Origin of the sequence: Lacibacter sediminis (assembly GCF_014168535.1) — a bacterium.
Taxonomy (GTDB): domain Bacteria; phylum Bacteroidota; class Bacteroidia; order Chitinophagales; family Chitinophagaceae; genus Lacibacter; species Lacibacter sediminis.
Map to the genome: position 1 here is coordinate 4,744,806 of NZ_CP060007.1, position 15,869 is coordinate 4,760,674.

Genomic DNA, 15,869 nt, shown 5'->3' on the forward strand with positions numbered 1-15,869 from the left:
GGGTTAACCTTCATTGTTCCATTTAAACTCGTCCTTTTTTATTTTCCAGATAAAGCCATCGAGGATATAATGCGTAATCTGCGGAAGTGCAAGCAGCGGAACAACAAAACTTAACAGAGTATCATTCAGCTCAGGCAAACGCATTTTACTGATACCAAAAACAGCGGCATGTTCTTTCCACACAAAAGCATCCCATATTCCTTCTTCGAAATAAGCAAAGAGAAATAACAAGCCAAGGAAAACAACCACGCCATATTTGCTGAATACAATTTTGAGAAAACGTGAACCTCTGCCTGGTTGCAGATAATTCTTTTGCCCGTAGATCCATACTAATGCCATGTACGGAATACCATGACTCACTACATTCAATACGGTGAAAGCCATATCACCATTGAAATACACAATGCCAAAATACCAGGAAAGAAGAGTGCCTGCTACGATAGCTAGCTTTGGAAAATTGACTTGCTTTGTCAATATCCATCTTCTTCCTTCATACAAAATGTAAAACCCAATAACCAGAATATATAACACTGTACTCAACTTCAACAGGAATGGTGATTGCAGGTACACAAAATCATTCTCTATAAACCAGTTGAAATTTCGTGGGCCACTCAAATGCCAATAAATGAGCGGATAAAGTGTAGCATAGTAAATAGCAATGCGATCGATCCAGACAGAAAGTTTTGTACTTGCTTCTTTACGACTGTACACCCGCATAAACCCGTATTGCTGCCGTATGAAATGAAACACCGCTGTATATGCCAATAATCGCCAGAATAACTGGCTGCTGATGGAATAGGCCATCACTGCAATTACAAAACCAATAAAAGGAATGGCAATAAGAATTGAACGTTGTTTGCTGAATGCCTGCGGATCGAAATAAGTTCGGTAAAGAGTGCTGTACACATGTGCCACATCAATCAATAATACCAACACTACCCAGCCCGCATCGGTAACGCCCTCCTTATTTTGAAATACGGACGGGAATAAGAATACCAGTAACAAACTTGCAAAAGGAGGAAGTAAGATGAACAGGATGTCAACCATCGGTCGGCCAATCCATGGTTGTTGTTTAAAAAAGGTTTTACTATGCCACATACTGCATTACTTTTCTAGCGGCTTCCAATCCCTGGTAAAAGCCTTCTTCAAAAATACTGATGCCCGCATTATCGGTATGGGCAAAATGAATACAATCATCAATTGACGAAGCCAGTTCTTTTCGCAAGAGGCCATGTATAATTCCGGGAACAGGTTGAACCATTGCATGCCCCCACAAAGTGATATTAATTTCTTTTGCTTTCTTTTCAATATCGGGATGAACAATTTTTAAATCTTGAATGATTTGCGTTGACCATTCATCATGCGTTTTCTCATGTGCTTTTTTTCGGTCTTCTACCGTTTGCGTACTCGTAAGAGGCAAATAGTAGGTAAGGTTTTTTACAGGTATATTCTGCTGTAAAAGTTGATGTGTTGCGTTTACATAGCCTAGTGATGCGCTGCCATAAATAACATTATCCCAACTTAAGGTTTCGCCTGATCGTTCTTCCAAAGTGTCGGTTACAATATTCGCCACCATCCAGGGAGCATATCGAAAGTTGCTCTTTACTTGTTCAATCCGCTGTTCATCTTTCAGCAAACGGGCTGCCACAAATTGAGGAATGGCGATGATGCACTGAGTCGTAGTTATTTCTTTGAGTTGTTTGTTCTTTACATCGTAATAGTGGATGATTACATTCTTTCCTGCTTTCTCCACTTTAGTTACCAACGATTCTGTACGCACAAAATCATACACGTCTTTACTTAATTGTTGAATAAGGAATCCATTGCCTTCGGGCCAGGTAAGCACATCGCTGTAATCGGCGTTCGCTGCTTTCCCTTTTCGTCCTGCGAAATAATGAATGCCTGCCCATGCGCTGCAGAGATGATGTGGTGTGCCAAAATCATCTCTTGTACAATAGTTCACATACCAATGTAAATACTCGCTGGTATAATTATTCAGCAGTAACCATTCTTTCATAGTAAGCGTATCGAGCTTTGTATAAACAGCATCAATGCTTGACTGATTAACAGGTATAGCAAATGCATCTTTTCCATCGTTTCCTTTCGCCATGCGAAACTCCTTCATCTGTGCAAGAAAACGTTCAATCTGTTTCAACTCCTTTGTAGGAACGCCGTATTGCGGAATTAATCCTTCCTGCCATCTGCCATTAATGTATAAACGTTCTTCCGGATCAAAACATAAATACGCATCGTTATAAACAGGTAAGTTATCTGCATTGAAGTCTGTAATAACATCTGCAGTTTTTAAAAAATCTATGTATTCTTTCAAGTCATTATTCGGAATAGGAACATAATGTGCCCCAAATGGAAAAGCCGAAATGGAATTAGAACCATTAGCTGCATTACCACCTATATGCTTTTCTAATTCTAAAATGATAATGTCATTAATACCTTGTTGTTGCAGGTGTCTTGCTGCCGATAACCCACTTACACCAGCCCCAATAATCACCACTTGTTTTTGTTCGGTTGAGGATGGTGCTGCAAACTTCTTATCACGCAACAAATGACCAACAGATGAAGAAGCACCAAGTATGGAGCCTTTAATTTTTGTTTTACGATTACATGAACTTACCACTGCAGCTATACCTGTTGCAGCAACACCCACTTGTATAAAATCTCTGCGGTTCATTCGTTAGTCCAGGTATTTACTCCATTCCTCTTCGAAATAATGTACCAATGCCTGGTTATTTAATTTATTGGGTTGCAGTTTTTCTTTGGTACGCATGTCTTCCGGGAAAATAAACATTTGCTGCACCGTTATTGAATCGATAAACTTTAATCCTTTGGGTAAAGAATGAAACCAACCGGTTTTCTCATTCGGTGTGGCAATGATATAGCCCCACTCCCCAAACGATGGCACATAATTATGATAAGGTCTGGTAAAGAAACCAACAGAACGAAGAGTTTCATCGATACACCAAAAACTTTTGGGTGCCACGTAGGGTGATGTACTCTGGATGACAACAATTCCATTTTCCTTAACGGCTGACTGGAGCTTTGTATAAAATAATGTACTGTATAATTTGCCTATAGAAAAAGCAGAAGGATCAGGAAAGTCGATGATCACTGCATCAAACTCCTGCTTATTATTACGTAACCAGATAAATGCATCGCTGTTGATGACCGTTACTTTACTATTTAATAAAGATTTTTGATTCAGTTTCAACAATACACTCTGCGAACGAAAAAGCTTTGTCATTTCAGGATCAAGATCAACCAGCGTAATTTTTTCAATTGAAGGATATTTTAATAATTCACGAACGGCCAGCCCATCGCCACCACCTAATACCAGAATTTGTTTTGGTTGATGAACAGATGATAATGCAGGATGCACTAAAGCTTCGTGGTAACGGTATTCATCGGCCGAGCTGAATTGAAGGTTACCGTTTAAGAACAAACGCAGTTCACGCTTATTACGTGTAAGCACAATCCGTTGGTAAGGCGATGATTTTGCATACACGATCTGATCGTTGAATGCCATTGTTTCGCTGTACTTCAAGATCTGTTCACTCATTACAAAAGCAACCAGCTCCAGCAGCAACAATATCACAGCGGTAATGCGTAACAGCGATGCTTTCTTTAATTCCTCTGCAAAAAAATACAGCAGGTAAAGCCCCACTGCAATATTGAGAATACCAAAAAACAAGGATGTGCGGATCAAACCCAACTGAGGTACTAATAACAAAGGGAAGATTAGTGATGCCAGTAATGCACCAATATAATCGAAGGTGAATACCCGGCTAACTAATTCTTTAAACGCTACCCGATGTTCGAGAATGCGCATTAATAAGGGTATTTCTAAACCCACTAAAATACCGGTAATACCAACAAGGCTATATAATACAACCTGAAAAGAAGCTGCTAACGGAAATACAAGGAACAGAATTGCAGAACTGAAGCCACCGATCAATCCCACTAACAGTTCAATACGCACAAACCAATGAAGCAGGTTGCCTGAAATATATTTTGATAAAAAAGAGCCAATGCCCATGGAGAACAGGTACACACCAATGATGGTACTGAACTGCATTACACTATCGCCCAGTAAATAACTGGCCAGTGTACCGGCAACCAGTTCATAAATTAAACCGCAGGTAGCAATGACCAATACGGCCAGCAACAGGATCCACTGCGCTTTGCGTTCACGTTCCTGCATTTGTTAATGGATAGCCGAAGCAATAATAATAGCTATTGAAAGCATAAAGAAACCAGCCAATAAAGCCAGGGCCACATTTTTGTTTTCAAGAATTTCTTTACGCAGGTTATGTTTTGGCGTAAGCAGTTCAACCAAAATAAATGCAACCAGTAAAATACCGATGCCTAAAAAAGAATACACAACTGAATTGATAAATGCCTGTGACATAGTTGTTGTTTTTAATGTTATTTATGATAACCCGGACCACTACTGTTCCATTGTTGTTGCGCTGAAGAAGTAAACATGCGCCTGCCAGTAAGATCATGGTAAAGCATTAAGGTGGCAGCGACAATTACGATCGCAAGAAGCCATCTGAATTCATGAAGAAATGATCCTCGTTTAAATAATTTATTCATCATCGTAAGTGTAATTTGAAAAAGGACTATTACGCCAGCGTTCTTTTTCAAAGATCTGGCCTATATAAAATGTTATTACCGCCCATGCAATAATCGCTATAATTGGTATAAATACATTGCGTGGTGTTTCTACATCATACTGAGCAACCACACTAACGTAGCTGATATTCATATCGCTTGCATCTCTGCTTGCCTGTAACTGCAGCTTGTAGATTCCTGCAGGAATTGCAGTAAAGTATGCTTCTGACGATGTTGAGCCTTCTGTCCAGGATTCACCTTCACTATAACCATAATAATATTCAATTCCTTCTTCGAGTGAATACTCTTTACCTGTCACTGTATTAACCAATGTAGCACTGACAGATGCCCAACTATTACTTACCGGTGCATTGATGCTAAGTTTTAGATTACTACTAGCCTTATTAAACTCCAGGTTTTGTGACACATCCGATGCCTGGTTCGTGGAATCAACAATTTCCAACCTTCCTTCATATACCAATTTGTTTTCTAAAGTAGCAGCATATAAACTATGCATCAAAATAAGTATCAACACCCCAAGGAATGTTGCAATGGCGAGTTTAACCGGATTTTTATAACCGGTGGGTTGAACAGCCCCGGTACCGATACGATAGGGAAGTTCGTAAGCAAGCGGAAGTGCTTCTTTGATTTCCTTTTTACTGATGTGCCGACCAAAAAACCAACGGATACCTTCTTCATTATCTTTTTCCTTGATCCAAATCTCCGGTGGAGAAATAAACTCTTTTACCTGTGTATCCTCATTATTAAAAATATCATAAGGAAACTCACCCGCAGCAGTAAGTACTTTGTAATGATATCGGTTAAAGATGGTAAAAGGTTCTTTAGCGTATGTAAAATCACCGATAGATTCAGCATAAAGCACCGGTGTCTCGGCCTGTTCTCTTAAAAAAGTCCAATGTCCATCGAATTCACTTAAGAAAGCATAACCGTGTACATCATTATATAATGTATACTCCCGCCATTTAGAATGATAGCTGTTCTTCTCTTCTTTTTGTGCGCAACCAACAACTTCCCAGCTAATGCCATCGATAATACCTGTAACACCAAAATCAAACTGTGGCGTAAACTCTTTTTTTCGTTTAAAGACTTTTGTAAACCCTTTAACCGGCAGATAATGATAGCCTGTACCGCAACGGGTGCATGCACAGCTTAATGCATACGGGAATGATTTTATTGTGATTCTTTCCGGGCATTCGCTGCATTGGAAACTATATCCGGCTTCTCCATTTACTTGCCTCAGGTTTGCAAGTTGCAGATCCTCTCTTTTTACAGAACCAACTTCGAAAGCCTGTATCGTTTCAGGGTCCCATTGAATGATACTGACCTTTGTGCCGTTATCTGCTGCAAAATCATACAGCTTCATATCTTTTGGAATAGCGGGCATTTGCACAGCTCCTTCTACTTCTGCTTTCCAACATTCATTCTTATTAATAAAAAGATAAGGCTGCTCTCCCTTTAAATTAGGTTTGTTATCTACCCTGATTTTCTTAAGCTTATCAGCAGTAAATGGTGTTACTGTTTGATCAGGTTTTAAGAAAGCATAAAAACCATACCCTTCCTCGAGATACCAAATTGTTCCGTCGCTAAATAATGCTGTCCAATAATTTAGTACTGCCTCTCTGCACCATATGCGTACAACACCGCTTAATGTAAATGCTTTGTTTTGCCATACACCGGTTGTACCTGGTTGCAACTGACCATTGTTCCTTGCCAACTTTGTTAGAAAAGTAGCTTTCACTCCATCTGCACCAACAAAAGGAACTTCCCTGCAATTGCATACCCACACATTTAGTTTAGCCGAAGCCAACTCTGTTGTTGCTCCGCAAGCCGGACATGCATGTCTTATTCTGATGGAATTGTTCATCAGCGGATGATGGTTTGACTGTGAACAATATCACCAACGAAAAATGATTGCAATGCATCAAATATCTGTTGCACAGCACCATCGTTACTTCGTTGAAAATTGCTGAGATAAATATCCAGGTTCACTTTACCGTACTCGGGCCAGGTATGTAATGAGAGATGGCTTTCACTAAGACAAACAACCGCAGTGAAACCTGCAGGTGAAAAATTATGATAAACTTCACCCAGTTTTTGCAACTGATGTTCTTGAATTAACTGATCGATGAGTTCTTTACAAAGCTCATATTTCTGCAGATTAGCAGTGTGTGCAGTGTTTAATGTGGCAATCAGGTGCTTACCCGGTTGGTAACTCATAAGCTGAATCTGTCTTCGAATGGTTGATTAGAAATTAAAAATAGGGGATTCGTAAATAATTTTTGCTCCGCATGAAAAAAAACTTGTTTCTGTATTTAAACGATGTCGCAAATAGTTATCCTTCCGGTTTCTTCCAACAAACCGAATTGGTTTCGGTTATCACCATTCAATACACCCACTATGGTATTGTGCGTCTCAAAAAAATACAATAATACCGGTACGTTGTTATTGTCAATCTCAAACAAAACTGCTTGCTTTTTTTCAGCTATTACAAAACGAAGCGCTCCGATAAATACAATCTGGTTCGGAATGTAATCCCGGGCAAATACTTGTTTGCTCAAATTCAATTGTTCCTTATCTGGTTTGGCAATATAGCACCCTTTGTTTGTGCTGATGATAAGATATAATTCATGAACCTGGTCAGATGCTGCAACAAAGCGAATACCTGTTTCCAGATCAAATGCAACTCCTCTTCCTTTATTAGAAAACAAAAGGATCTGTTTTTCGTTAAACGTATAGTAATACCCATTTCGATAAATCAACGGACATTGGGTGGAAGAAAATGAAGGGTTATATATCTTCCCTTTGAACTTAATAACTGTTGATTTTATTAAAGGTCCGTCTAACAAATACTCATGCAGTGTTACTTCCTGATTAATTGTTTCGAGCTTGTATCCATTCCTATCCTCACCAATTGTCACCACCGGTGAACCATTTTGTAACCAGATGGGGCAAGTAATTGTAAGGTTTTCAGTAAAGTACTTGTTTTTAGGTAGCTCTTTTTTATTGATTACGATTCCTTCTGAAGAATGAAGGTAGATTTGATTTGTATAATAAGGAGCATTAATAAATGTAAACCTCGTATGATTCTTTACAGGCTGTGACCAGGAATAGTATTCAAAATTCCCGTACCAATTACCACGGGCCATTTGCAGGTGACCATTTTTTGTACCAATTGCAAGAAACTGATTTCTGTGTGATATAGCTTTCAACCATTTAATACTCTGATCTAAATGCAAAAGTTTTGAATGATCTTCCTGGAAGGTTTGTTTCTTGTTGTTGGTAATATACCGGCTGGCATCTGCGCCAATTAAAAGATCACCAGGTACAAATCGTTTTAACGAATGCAGCAGCTGAACATTTCCTTCTTCTGCTTCATCGTGAATAATTTTGTAGGCGATATTTTGCACTTTTTCTTTCACTGCTTCATCTGCATGCTTTTTATTTACGTATTCCAGTACATTCAATAAGCCTGGTCGCTTATACCTGGGCAGCTCCTTTGTATAAATAAGTCCAACTATTTCTTCCGTACGTTTTGCTTCTGTAACGTGAACTATATCAAAGAATTTTTTAAGACAAGGCTCGTATTGATTCGTATTATTCCATCCGTCCAACAATATTATTTTTGCCCGTTCCGGCTGATCCATTTTCTCATGCATCACACGTGATGCATCGAGATAATCACTGTTTTTTAGTTTTGAAATAATTGCCTTTTCATAGTACAGCTCAGCGTTTGAGGATTGATTGATCTTCATAAAAAGATCAGCAGCCTTCTCGTCCTGCTGCAATTCCTTATAAAGTTCAATAGATTCCGTATATAAGCCTCCCCTTTCAAGACAGGAAGCTGCAGCCGAAGTGTTTTTCAGGTGATCTTTATATAAGGCTGCTGCTTCCCGATACAGATTCCCTTGTTCCAAAACATTAGCTGCTGAAGAATAATCACCCATCAAATGCGCATAGATGTACGCAGCTTTTTTAAAATCTCTTTGCTCAATTTGTTTTTGTGCTGCGTTCATATACTTCGTGCGCAAATCATAATACCGATCTCCAAGATCCCAACCATCTACAACATCTCCTCCTCCTAATTTACCAAGGTTAAATTTCAACGGGTTTCTTGTAAGTCTGTCAGAAACAGATTGACTGCCCCTGTTTAAATAAGGTGAGTTAAGAGGTATTGCATATTGTAATGCTTCATCCGTATTTTCTTCAAACATGTTTAAGAGGCGATTGATCTCACTATCTCTTTTCTTCTGCAGCTCATCCATATTCCTGTGCAGCCAGCTTTGCAACTTTTGCAAAATTCCCTCGCCTTGGTAGTTATTTGATGGACTACTTTCCGGGATAATTTTTACAACAACTTCAACAACAGAAAAGATTCCGGTAAACAGGATGAGTTTTATTTTATCCAGGAACTTTTCGAAAGCCGATGGCTGCTCTCCCTTCTTTAACGGAATTTCTTCCAATGGTTTGGGCTGAATTGATTCCTTGATCGCATCAATTATTTCCTCCGGCGTCATTTGTTCTACCAATATCTGGTTGAACAAAATCCGATCAGGTATTCCGGGATGAGCAAAACTCCAATCAGTTTGCAGGTTTTGTTCATAACTGAAGAGGTCTGCGAGATTTACTTTGTCCTTCTTCTCAAAGCCGGTTAAACCAATGGTTGGATGAAACACCTGTAGCTCCCATAACAAAACAGATCTTAATTCCTCGTTACGAATTTCTGGATAGAGTCTTGTATTTGCCGGAACAAAAACATATTGATCAATGCAATAGTATGGCTCCAACAGATCAAGATTTTTACAAAGAGCTGGATTTTTGAAGATAACAAATAATCCTCCTTCCTCTGTCACATGAATCGACTGAGGGAGTATATAACAATCAAGTTCACTTACCGAAACGTTCCATCTGCCGATTTCGAGCATCCATTGCTTCACATTATTGCCACGAAGAAATGCAGCGGCAACAGGATGATGTAATGATTCAGTATAGTGTAACTCTAAAATCATGCAGATATGATGCGATTAATAAAAGGTTGCAAATAGTAATTATAGAATGAATCTATTGGAATAACAGTGTCTTTATCATCATAAAAATAGCCTGATCCAGAAAGGTTGCCGTCTGAAGTCCAGGCGGCAGTAGCCCGATTTATTACTAATGCTATTGAAAACTCTGAAATACTACTATCAGAACTTCTCAAATGCAAAAAGCCTCTTGTGTCAACAACTGCTTCACTTCCATCCTTCCATATAAACTTCCTGAATCGTATTCGCTTATTTGAAAGAGGTCGATAATCTGTTTCATATTCTTCAGCATTGTATATCGGAGAAGGCTTTTCGGGTATTAAGTTTAATTTAATAGTATTACTATTTGAATCGCTATCAATACGATGATTACCTAAACATATTCTGTTCGATGCATCTATATAAATATTGTGAAATTTAGTAAGTATATTATCTGTACTAATTCTATAGAAAATATTTGAAGCTGGTTTATCCATTGATGAATTTCTTTCAGCTATGCTATCAAATATTTTTTTTGATTGCATGGAAATCTCCCAAGTCTTACAATTAAGACAGGAATAAGAGTCATAATGTTTTATATAGAAGGAGTGATTATCGAAAATTATTTTGTGAGCAAAAAATATCTTTTCTACTGATTTCTTTCGAATGAGACTCCCACTTTTCAAATCGAATGAATAAGCCCAAATTCGTTGGCCTTGTTTTTCTTGAAGCATTACATATCCAGTATCATCTTGCCTTAATCCAAAGGTGTACGTACCGTCTTCAATAAAGTTCAAAAGTTCTTTACCTCCCTTTTGTTCACTTTTCCTAAACACCAGCCTGTTAGTTTCGTTCACGAATATTGTACCCGTGTCTGCCCTTTGCTCGCATTTTTCACGAGAGCTATTTACCCGGACTATTGGGAAATATAGTGGAGCAATATCCTGTTGAACAAACATCGGTAATTCATCATTAGCCTCGCCACGCTTTCGTTTCTTGTCATCAGAAAAGAACAAGATCTTTTCAAGATCAAAGTTAGCAGTACTTAACAGCTTGGTTCGCCCGTTTGAACAGGAAAAGAATTCCAACTTACCTGTACGGTTTACAAATAACAAATAGTTCAGCGAATCTTTTACCGTAGAAAATGATCGCTGAAATGAAGGCTCTTTTATTGACTGTTCATCTGTAATGAGTATATATTCATTTTGTTCAGAAGCAGGTATATCTTTTATAATTGCTTCAAGAGCCTCTCCACAATGCATAGCAGGATCAAGTGTTTCCAATGTTTTGATAATATGCTCTTTACTATCGAGTCCTGTTTCCTTGTATTTACTACCGCCTAAAACATATGCTTCAATCAACTCGCTATGTTTGCTGTTTTTAACACAGGCAAGAGCTGCCGACAAAGCAAACACCCTGGGCATTCCCCACATTTTAAGTGTACTGTCAAGTAAGATCGTTCGTTGCCGTTTCGGATTATCAGGCGGCTCTTCTCTTCTGAAGTATAGTGCTTCATTGTTAACTAACCTTGCCATCAACAACAAATCATCATGTGCAAGTTCACTTAGTAATAGTTTATCATAATTACCTCTGTTTGTAATATCTGATATGCCGCCATAAGATTGATCACCGCTTCCTTGTGAATGCATTGGTATTTTTAACGCAGCTACAATATGCTTTACTAACCGTACAAGTGAAGCAGTTTTAGGATCATCAGATAACTGGTCAAACAAGTCGCCTGATACTGGTTCGGGAATTCCAATCTTTAATGGTTCAGGCAGGTGATAGACTCCAGCAGTCAATCGTAAAACAAGTGAGCCAGAATTAGGAAACAATCTGCCGGCTTCAATTAACGGGTTAAGCTCGATCAAACATTTTGTTCGTGTTATGTTTTCTCCCGGCTGAAAAATTAAATGATCGATACGGCCGCTGTTCAATTCGTCAGCCGCTTCACGCAAACTCGCTCCTTTCATTACAAAATTCTGACTGCTGAACACTTCCTGTAGTAAACGGGCGCTCTGCTTTCTTTCCCGTAATTCTTTCGGAAGTTTCACAACAACATCCAAAAACGCTAATGCTTTACGAATAGATTCTTCAATTTCTTCATCGCTAGGCTCATTACTTCCTTTTGGCATTGACTTTACAATACCAAGTAAGATACCAGCCACTTCGCTCTCGGTATAAGAATCCATGGTTGCTGACAGCAATAACAAAATAGTTCCTAATGGAGCTGAAGCCGGAATAGCTGCTTCTTTTAAAATAAGAACCAGTTCATTGCGATGACAGATCGTAATGCCATGTTTCCATTCAATAAAATCTCCGCCTTCTGCCCATTGCCAGAAGCAATTCAATGGTGCCTGAAAATAATGTTGTGTATTTGTAACAGCTTTTATCATGGAAGAGACCTTGCCGGATTGGTTAATCGTATTGCACTTCGTTTTGCTTCTACAAAAAGACTTTCATCAATCAGCTGCCATTCGTTGTTCGTGTTAAACAGGATCACTCCTTTATTACCAGAGAGAATATTGTTATTCAGGAAAGTGTTCACAAATGGAACTTCAAATTCATATCCGCATGGAAGAAGAATATTATTCTGCAACCAATATTCTTTTCCTGGTAACGAAGGCAAAGGATTGCCAATGACCAATACTTCATTAGTAGCTGACATTGCAAACTTTAATACTGCCAGTCGTACAGCAGGTGCAGATTCTGCATATTCCTTCCAGGTATTTAAAGTGGTGAGCAATGCGTTACCACGTCGTTCAACAGTTGACGGTACCAATTTAATATCAATTTTGTGATTTGTTTTCCCTGGTAAATTAGAAACCGGCGCTTCAACAGGAATAAATTCATTTATAGGTATCCATTCCATTTCTTTTAAAACAGCTACCGGCGTTACTGCATCAGGAAGGAATAATTGATTCTTTTCGTCAAGTGTAAATGTGCTTTTTACAGGAAGCTGTTTCAACTTGCTATCAACGCCTGAATTATTGTCAACTACACGAATCCAAATATCATCGCCATCCTTTGCTGCAAATACAGAATTAAGGCAACGGATATTTCCCAACGAAACTTTATCACGTTCATGTAGTTTAAATAGAATGTATCTCATAAGCTATATCAGGCCGAGTGAATTATTTTTTGCCATAAAGCATCAATCGGTTCCTGCACAAATTTTCGTTGCACTTCATTGCTGATCCATTCGCAACGTCCATTCAAATAACGTAACCTGTCTTTAATAATAGTACGTTCTGCTAGTGCCAAAGAAACATCGTCCCACTTCTCTGTCATGTCCACAACCTCTTTATAAATTTCATCAGCATTGGGTATTGCTTGTAATGATGCACGTGGATGTTGACTTGCGGTTTCTTTATCAGCGGATACAACTGTATTAACAATACCTGCAATTACTTCCTGCTGCTCCTCTGTATCCCAGATATATCGCATCACCCACATATCCGAAGGAATTGCTTTTGTTCGCTTGCATAACAGTGCGCTTGCAGCAATCAACCTTTGAAGTTTTACTGCCCGCCGATCACTTACCTGCACACCGGCATTCCGCAACATTTCAACCAGGTTAATATAAGCAGGGCGTATTTCCTGGAGATCAACTAACCCGATCATTGACTGGATATCAAAAATATTCTCTGCTGAAATTTCAGGCTTGTCGGCCATATCCTTCTTTTCAAGTTTCCAGCCAGCCTCCAATACATTATTCAATAAAGCAGGATCAACATAATCGCAACGAACACGAATAAGAAAACGATCAAACAAAGCAGCCAGTGCTTCATCTTCGGGCAAATGATTACTTGCGCCAACGATCATAACTACAGGCAATTCTCTGTTTTCTCTACCTCTGCGAAATACTTTTTCATTCAATACCATCAAGAGACTATTCAGAATAGCGCTGTTGGCATTCAGTAATTCATCTAAGAATATCAGGTTTGCTTCAGGAAGCATTCCCTCCGTATTCGTTACAAGATCACCCTCTCTCAATTTTCTAATATCAAAAGGGCCGAACAACTCATTCGGTTCTGTAAACCTTGTAAGCAGATATTCAAACGATTTACCATTGATAAGTTTTGATAACTCACGAACCATTGCGCTTTTAGCTGTACCGGGAGGACCAAGAAGAAAAAGGTTCTCACGACCTGCCAGACAAATGCCCATTAAGTCGATAATATCATCTTTACCGACAAATTTGTTTTTCAGGTGATGGAGAATATGATTGAGATGATCAATTAGCTCAAATTGTTTTTCAGTGGTAGAATTCATAAAGCCGTTGTTTGTTCTGTTGTAAAGCCGGGCCAAAATAGTTTGATCTGTTCGCCGGCGGTTTCATAAATATATTTCTCAAGTCCGAATTGCTGTACTCTTTTTTGATCTTTTTGTTGAATGATGCGATCGATGTATTCAGTCTTTAAACTTGTATTGGAAAGAATGACATCATGATCGGCCAGGGATTGCTCAATATCTACTCCCACAGATGAGAATGGCCATTGTGCCGCTGTCTCCCGAAGCTTTTTTACCAATACATCTGCAGGGGCTAATCCTTTTGCTAATTCAAAAAGATTGGGAAGGGAACGAAAAATCAAATCAACTGAATAGATGACAGATGGGTTTATGTCACCCCTAAATGGTTTTAGTTGCTCCTCAATTATTTCTTCTCCTGCATCTCGCATTACAACTAAATGAACAGCGTGATAAAAATAAGTTGCAGCCCAAAGAGCAGCTTCTTCAGAAAAATCCGGAACGGGTGCAGGCATATCCAACACATCTTCATGATACATCTGCTGCAAAATGATTTTGGTTGCATTGAGTTGTTCTTCATCTAACTCAAGCGGCTGATTTGTTACGCCAACCTTCCCTTCTGTAAAAAGTGATTGTATAAATTCTGCTAGTCTCATTCCTGCTTAAAGCATAAAGATAGACAGAGTGACTTAATCTCTATTCCTTCCCTTTTCATTTGGATACAATTCTGGCAAGAAATCACTCTGCCAGAACTGTTTTGTATCAACATCAAGTATTGTTAGCGGACCGGTAAATGCTGCACCTGTATCTATATTCCACACGTTACAACCCTGCATTGGCACAGTTATGTTGTAAGCAACAGTTGGCGTATGGCCAATATAGATTTCTGAAAATAATTTCAACCGTTTCGGAAAAAGAAGAGAATCTTTTTGAATCCTTTTATCCATGGTTAAGGCCATTTCCCAAAGTGTTCTGTCCCAGGTGAAGTTTGTTGAGTAGAATTCCTGCTCAGGTCCATGCATAGATGTGAAGCCAGCATGAATGAATAAGCGGTTCTGTTCATCCACATGAAACATTTTCGTTTGCTCAAAGAATTGAAGATGCCTCAATCGTTCTTCTTCACTAAAGCCGTCATAACTTTGCCTTGTTTCTTCACCGCCATTAAATAACCACCTGTTTTCTGCTGCACCAGTTCTCAGCCAACCTTCAGTCCACGCATCATGATTCCCTTTTATAAAAATGCAAGGTTGCTCCTTTGCCAACTCAATAAGGAATGCAACTGTTTGTGCAGATTCGCTCCAACCATCTACATAGTCACCGAGAAAAATCAAACAGTCATCTTTTGTTACAGCTGCTTTTTGCAACACCTGTTCCAGAGCTTTTAATCCGCCGTGTATATCACCAATTACTAATGTTCTTTTCATACTTAAAAGCGAATGTATTGAACCGGTACTTCATCTGTTAGCCAGACTTCGTTTTCGGATAAATAAAACTTATGCCCGTCAGCATACATCTTTGCTGATTCAATAGTGAGAATAAAAGGCTTGCCCCTTCTGCTGCCAACATTAACAGCCGTTTCCATGTCTTTGCTTAAGTGTACATGATGACGCTCCATCTTTTTCAATCCATCTTTGCGAATTGCCTCTACAAATTTTTCAACTGTCCCGTGGTACAGTAATTCGGGAGGCTGTACTTCTTTCAAATTTAGTTCAACATCTATGCTATGCCCCTGATTTGCACGAATCATTGTTTTGTCTTCATTAAAAACAAAACGTTTTTTATCGTTTGTTTCGACGATGGTATTGATCAGTTCAAGTGTTACATCTGCACCCGTTGCATTCATTTTATCGATCAGCTCCTGCACATCTGCCCATCCATTTTCGTTCAGTTGTAAGCCAATCGTCTCCGGTTTATGCCGAAGCACAAGGCTCACAAATTTGCTTATCTGTTTAAGATGTTTTTCCATTT

The 15,869-nt window shown here is 38.9% G+C and carries 14 protein-coding genes; all 14 read right to left on the bottom strand.

Translation table 11 applies throughout. The features are described from left to right. Positions 1-3: 3 nt before the first annotated feature. The 14 genes from H4075_RS20010 to H4075_RS20075 all read right to left on the bottom strand — a co-directional run bounded on the left by H4075_RS20010 (position 4) and on the right by H4075_RS20075 (position 15,867). On the bottom strand, positions 4-1,098 hold the full coding sequence (locus H4075_RS20010; protein WP_182802585.1) for a hypothetical protein: 1,095 nt from the start codon (positions 1,096-1,098) through the stop codon (positions 4-6). Further along, complete coding sequence (locus H4075_RS20015; protein WP_182802586.1) at positions 1,088-2,689, bottom strand: FAD-dependent oxidoreductase; 1,602 nt, start codon at positions 2,687-2,689, stop codon at positions 1,088-1,090. The genes H4075_RS20010 and H4075_RS20015 overlap by 11 nt, the downstream gene beginning before the upstream one ends. 3 nt (positions 2,690-2,692) lie before the next feature. Then, complete coding sequence (locus H4075_RS20020; RefSeq protein ID WP_182802587.1) at positions 2,693-4,216, bottom strand: polyamine aminopropyltransferase; 1,524 nt, start codon at positions 4,214-4,216, stop codon at positions 2,693-2,695. A 3-nt stretch (positions 4,217-4,219) separates the two neighbouring features. Continuing rightward, entirely contained in the window at positions 4,220-4,423 is a 204-nt protein-coding gene (locus H4075_RS20025) for a DUF350 domain-containing protein (RefSeq protein WP_182802588.1), read from the bottom strand. 17 nt (positions 4,424-4,440) lie between these two features. Then, a complete protein-coding gene (locus H4075_RS20030) occupies positions 4,441-4,614 on the bottom strand; it encodes a hypothetical protein (protein ID WP_182802589.1) in 174 nt (57 codons plus the stop codon). Then, on the bottom strand, positions 4,604-6,514 hold the full coding sequence (locus H4075_RS20035; protein ID WP_182802590.1) for a DUF4178 domain-containing protein: 1,911 nt from the start codon (positions 6,512-6,514) through the stop codon (positions 4,604-4,606). Before H4075_RS20035 ends, H4075_RS20030 begins: the two co-directional genes overlap by 11 nt. Next, on the bottom strand, positions 6,514-6,867 hold the full coding sequence (gene speD, locus H4075_RS20040) for an adenosylmethionine decarboxylase (RefSeq protein WP_182802591.1): 354 nt from the start codon (positions 6,865-6,867) through the stop codon (positions 6,514-6,516). Before speD ends, H4075_RS20035 begins: the two co-directional genes overlap by 1 nt. Positions 6,868-6,962: 95 nt before the next feature. After that, a complete protein-coding gene (locus H4075_RS20045) occupies positions 6,963-9,656 on the bottom strand; it encodes a hypothetical protein (protein WP_182802592.1) in 2,694 nt (897 codons plus the stop codon). Next, positions 9,653-12,046: a hypothetical protein gene (locus H4075_RS20050; RefSeq protein ID WP_182802593.1), complete on the bottom strand. Its 2,394-nt coding sequence runs from the start codon at positions 12,044-12,046 to the stop codon at positions 9,653-9,655. The genes H4075_RS20045 and H4075_RS20050 overlap by 4 nt, the downstream gene beginning before the upstream one ends. Next, complete coding sequence (locus H4075_RS20055; RefSeq protein ID WP_182802594.1) at positions 12,043-12,762, bottom strand: hypothetical protein; 720 nt, start codon at positions 12,760-12,762, stop codon at positions 12,043-12,045. Before H4075_RS20055 ends, H4075_RS20050 begins: the two co-directional genes overlap by 4 nt. A gap of 8 nt (positions 12,763-12,770) precedes the next feature. After that, positions 12,771-13,925 (bottom strand): AAA family ATPase, encoded by a 1,155-nt coding sequence (locus H4075_RS20060; RefSeq protein ID WP_182802595.1) that lies wholly within the window; start codon positions 13,923-13,925, stop codon positions 12,771-12,773. Next, a complete protein-coding gene (locus H4075_RS20065) occupies positions 13,922-14,557 on the bottom strand; it encodes a hypothetical protein (RefSeq protein ID WP_182802596.1) in 636 nt (211 codons plus the stop codon). The genes H4075_RS20060 and H4075_RS20065 overlap by 4 nt, the downstream gene beginning before the upstream one ends. 33 nt (positions 14,558-14,590) lie before the next feature. Then, on the bottom strand, positions 14,591-15,325 hold the full coding sequence (locus H4075_RS20070; protein ID WP_182802597.1) for a metallophosphoesterase family protein: 735 nt from the start codon (positions 15,323-15,325) through the stop codon (positions 14,591-14,593). Between the two features lie 2 nt (positions 15,326-15,327). Further along, positions 15,328-15,867 (bottom strand): RNA 2'-phosphotransferase, encoded by a 540-nt coding sequence (locus H4075_RS20075; RefSeq protein WP_182802598.1) that lies wholly within the window; start codon positions 15,865-15,867, stop codon positions 15,328-15,330. Positions 15,868-15,869 lie beyond the last annotated feature (2 nt).

Bases quoted from the DNA above. Each gene is read 5' to 3' on its own strand.
- H4075_RS20055 (WP_182802594.1), bottom strand. From the start codon at position 12,762: ATGAGATACATTCTATTTAAACTACATGAACGTGATAAAGTTTCGTTG.
- speD (WP_182802591.1), bottom strand. From the start codon at position 6,867: ATGAGTTACCAACCGGGTAAGCACCTGATTGCCACATTAAACACTGCA.
- H4075_RS20065 (WP_182802596.1), bottom strand. From the start codon at position 14,557: ATGAGACTAGCAGAATTTATACAATCACTTTTTACAGAAGGGAAGGTT.
- H4075_RS20075 (WP_182802598.1), bottom strand. From the start codon at position 15,867: ATGGAAAAACATCTTAAACAGATAAGCAAATTTGTGAGCCTTGTGCTT.
- H4075_RS20035 (WP_182802590.1), bottom strand. From the start codon at position 6,514: ATGAACAATTCCATCAGAATAAGACATGCATGTCCGGCTTGCGGAGCA.
- H4075_RS20010 (WP_182802585.1), bottom strand. From the start codon at position 1,098: ATGTGGCATAGTAAAACCTTTTTTAAACAACAACCATGGATTGGCCGA.
- H4075_RS20025 (WP_182802588.1), bottom strand. From the start codon at position 4,423: ATGTCACAGGCATTTATCAATTCAGTTGTGTATTCTTTTTTAGGCATC.
- H4075_RS20020 (WP_182802587.1), bottom strand. From the start codon at position 4,216: ATGCAGGAACGTGAACGCAAAGCGCAGTGGATCCTGTTGCTGGCCGTA.
- H4075_RS20070 (WP_182802597.1), bottom strand. From the start codon at position 15,325: ATGAAAAGAACATTAGTAATTGGTGATATACACGGCGGATTAAAAGCT.
- H4075_RS20015 (WP_182802586.1), bottom strand. From the start codon at position 2,689: ATGAACCGCAGAGATTTTATACAAGTGGGTGTTGCTGCAACAGGTATA.
- H4075_RS20030 (WP_182802589.1), bottom strand. From the start codon at position 4,614: ATGATGAATAAATTATTTAAACGAGGATCATTTCTTCATGAATTCAGA.
- H4075_RS20060 (WP_182802595.1), bottom strand. From the start codon at position 13,925: ATGAATTCTACCACTGAAAAACAATTTGAGCTAATTGATCATCTCAAT.
- H4075_RS20045 (WP_182802592.1), bottom strand. From the start codon at position 9,656: ATGATTTTAGAGTTACACTATACTGAATCATTACATCATCCTGTTGCC.
- H4075_RS20050 (WP_182802593.1), bottom strand. From the start codon at position 12,046: ATGATAAAAGCTGTTACAAATACACAACATTATTTTCAGGCACCATTG.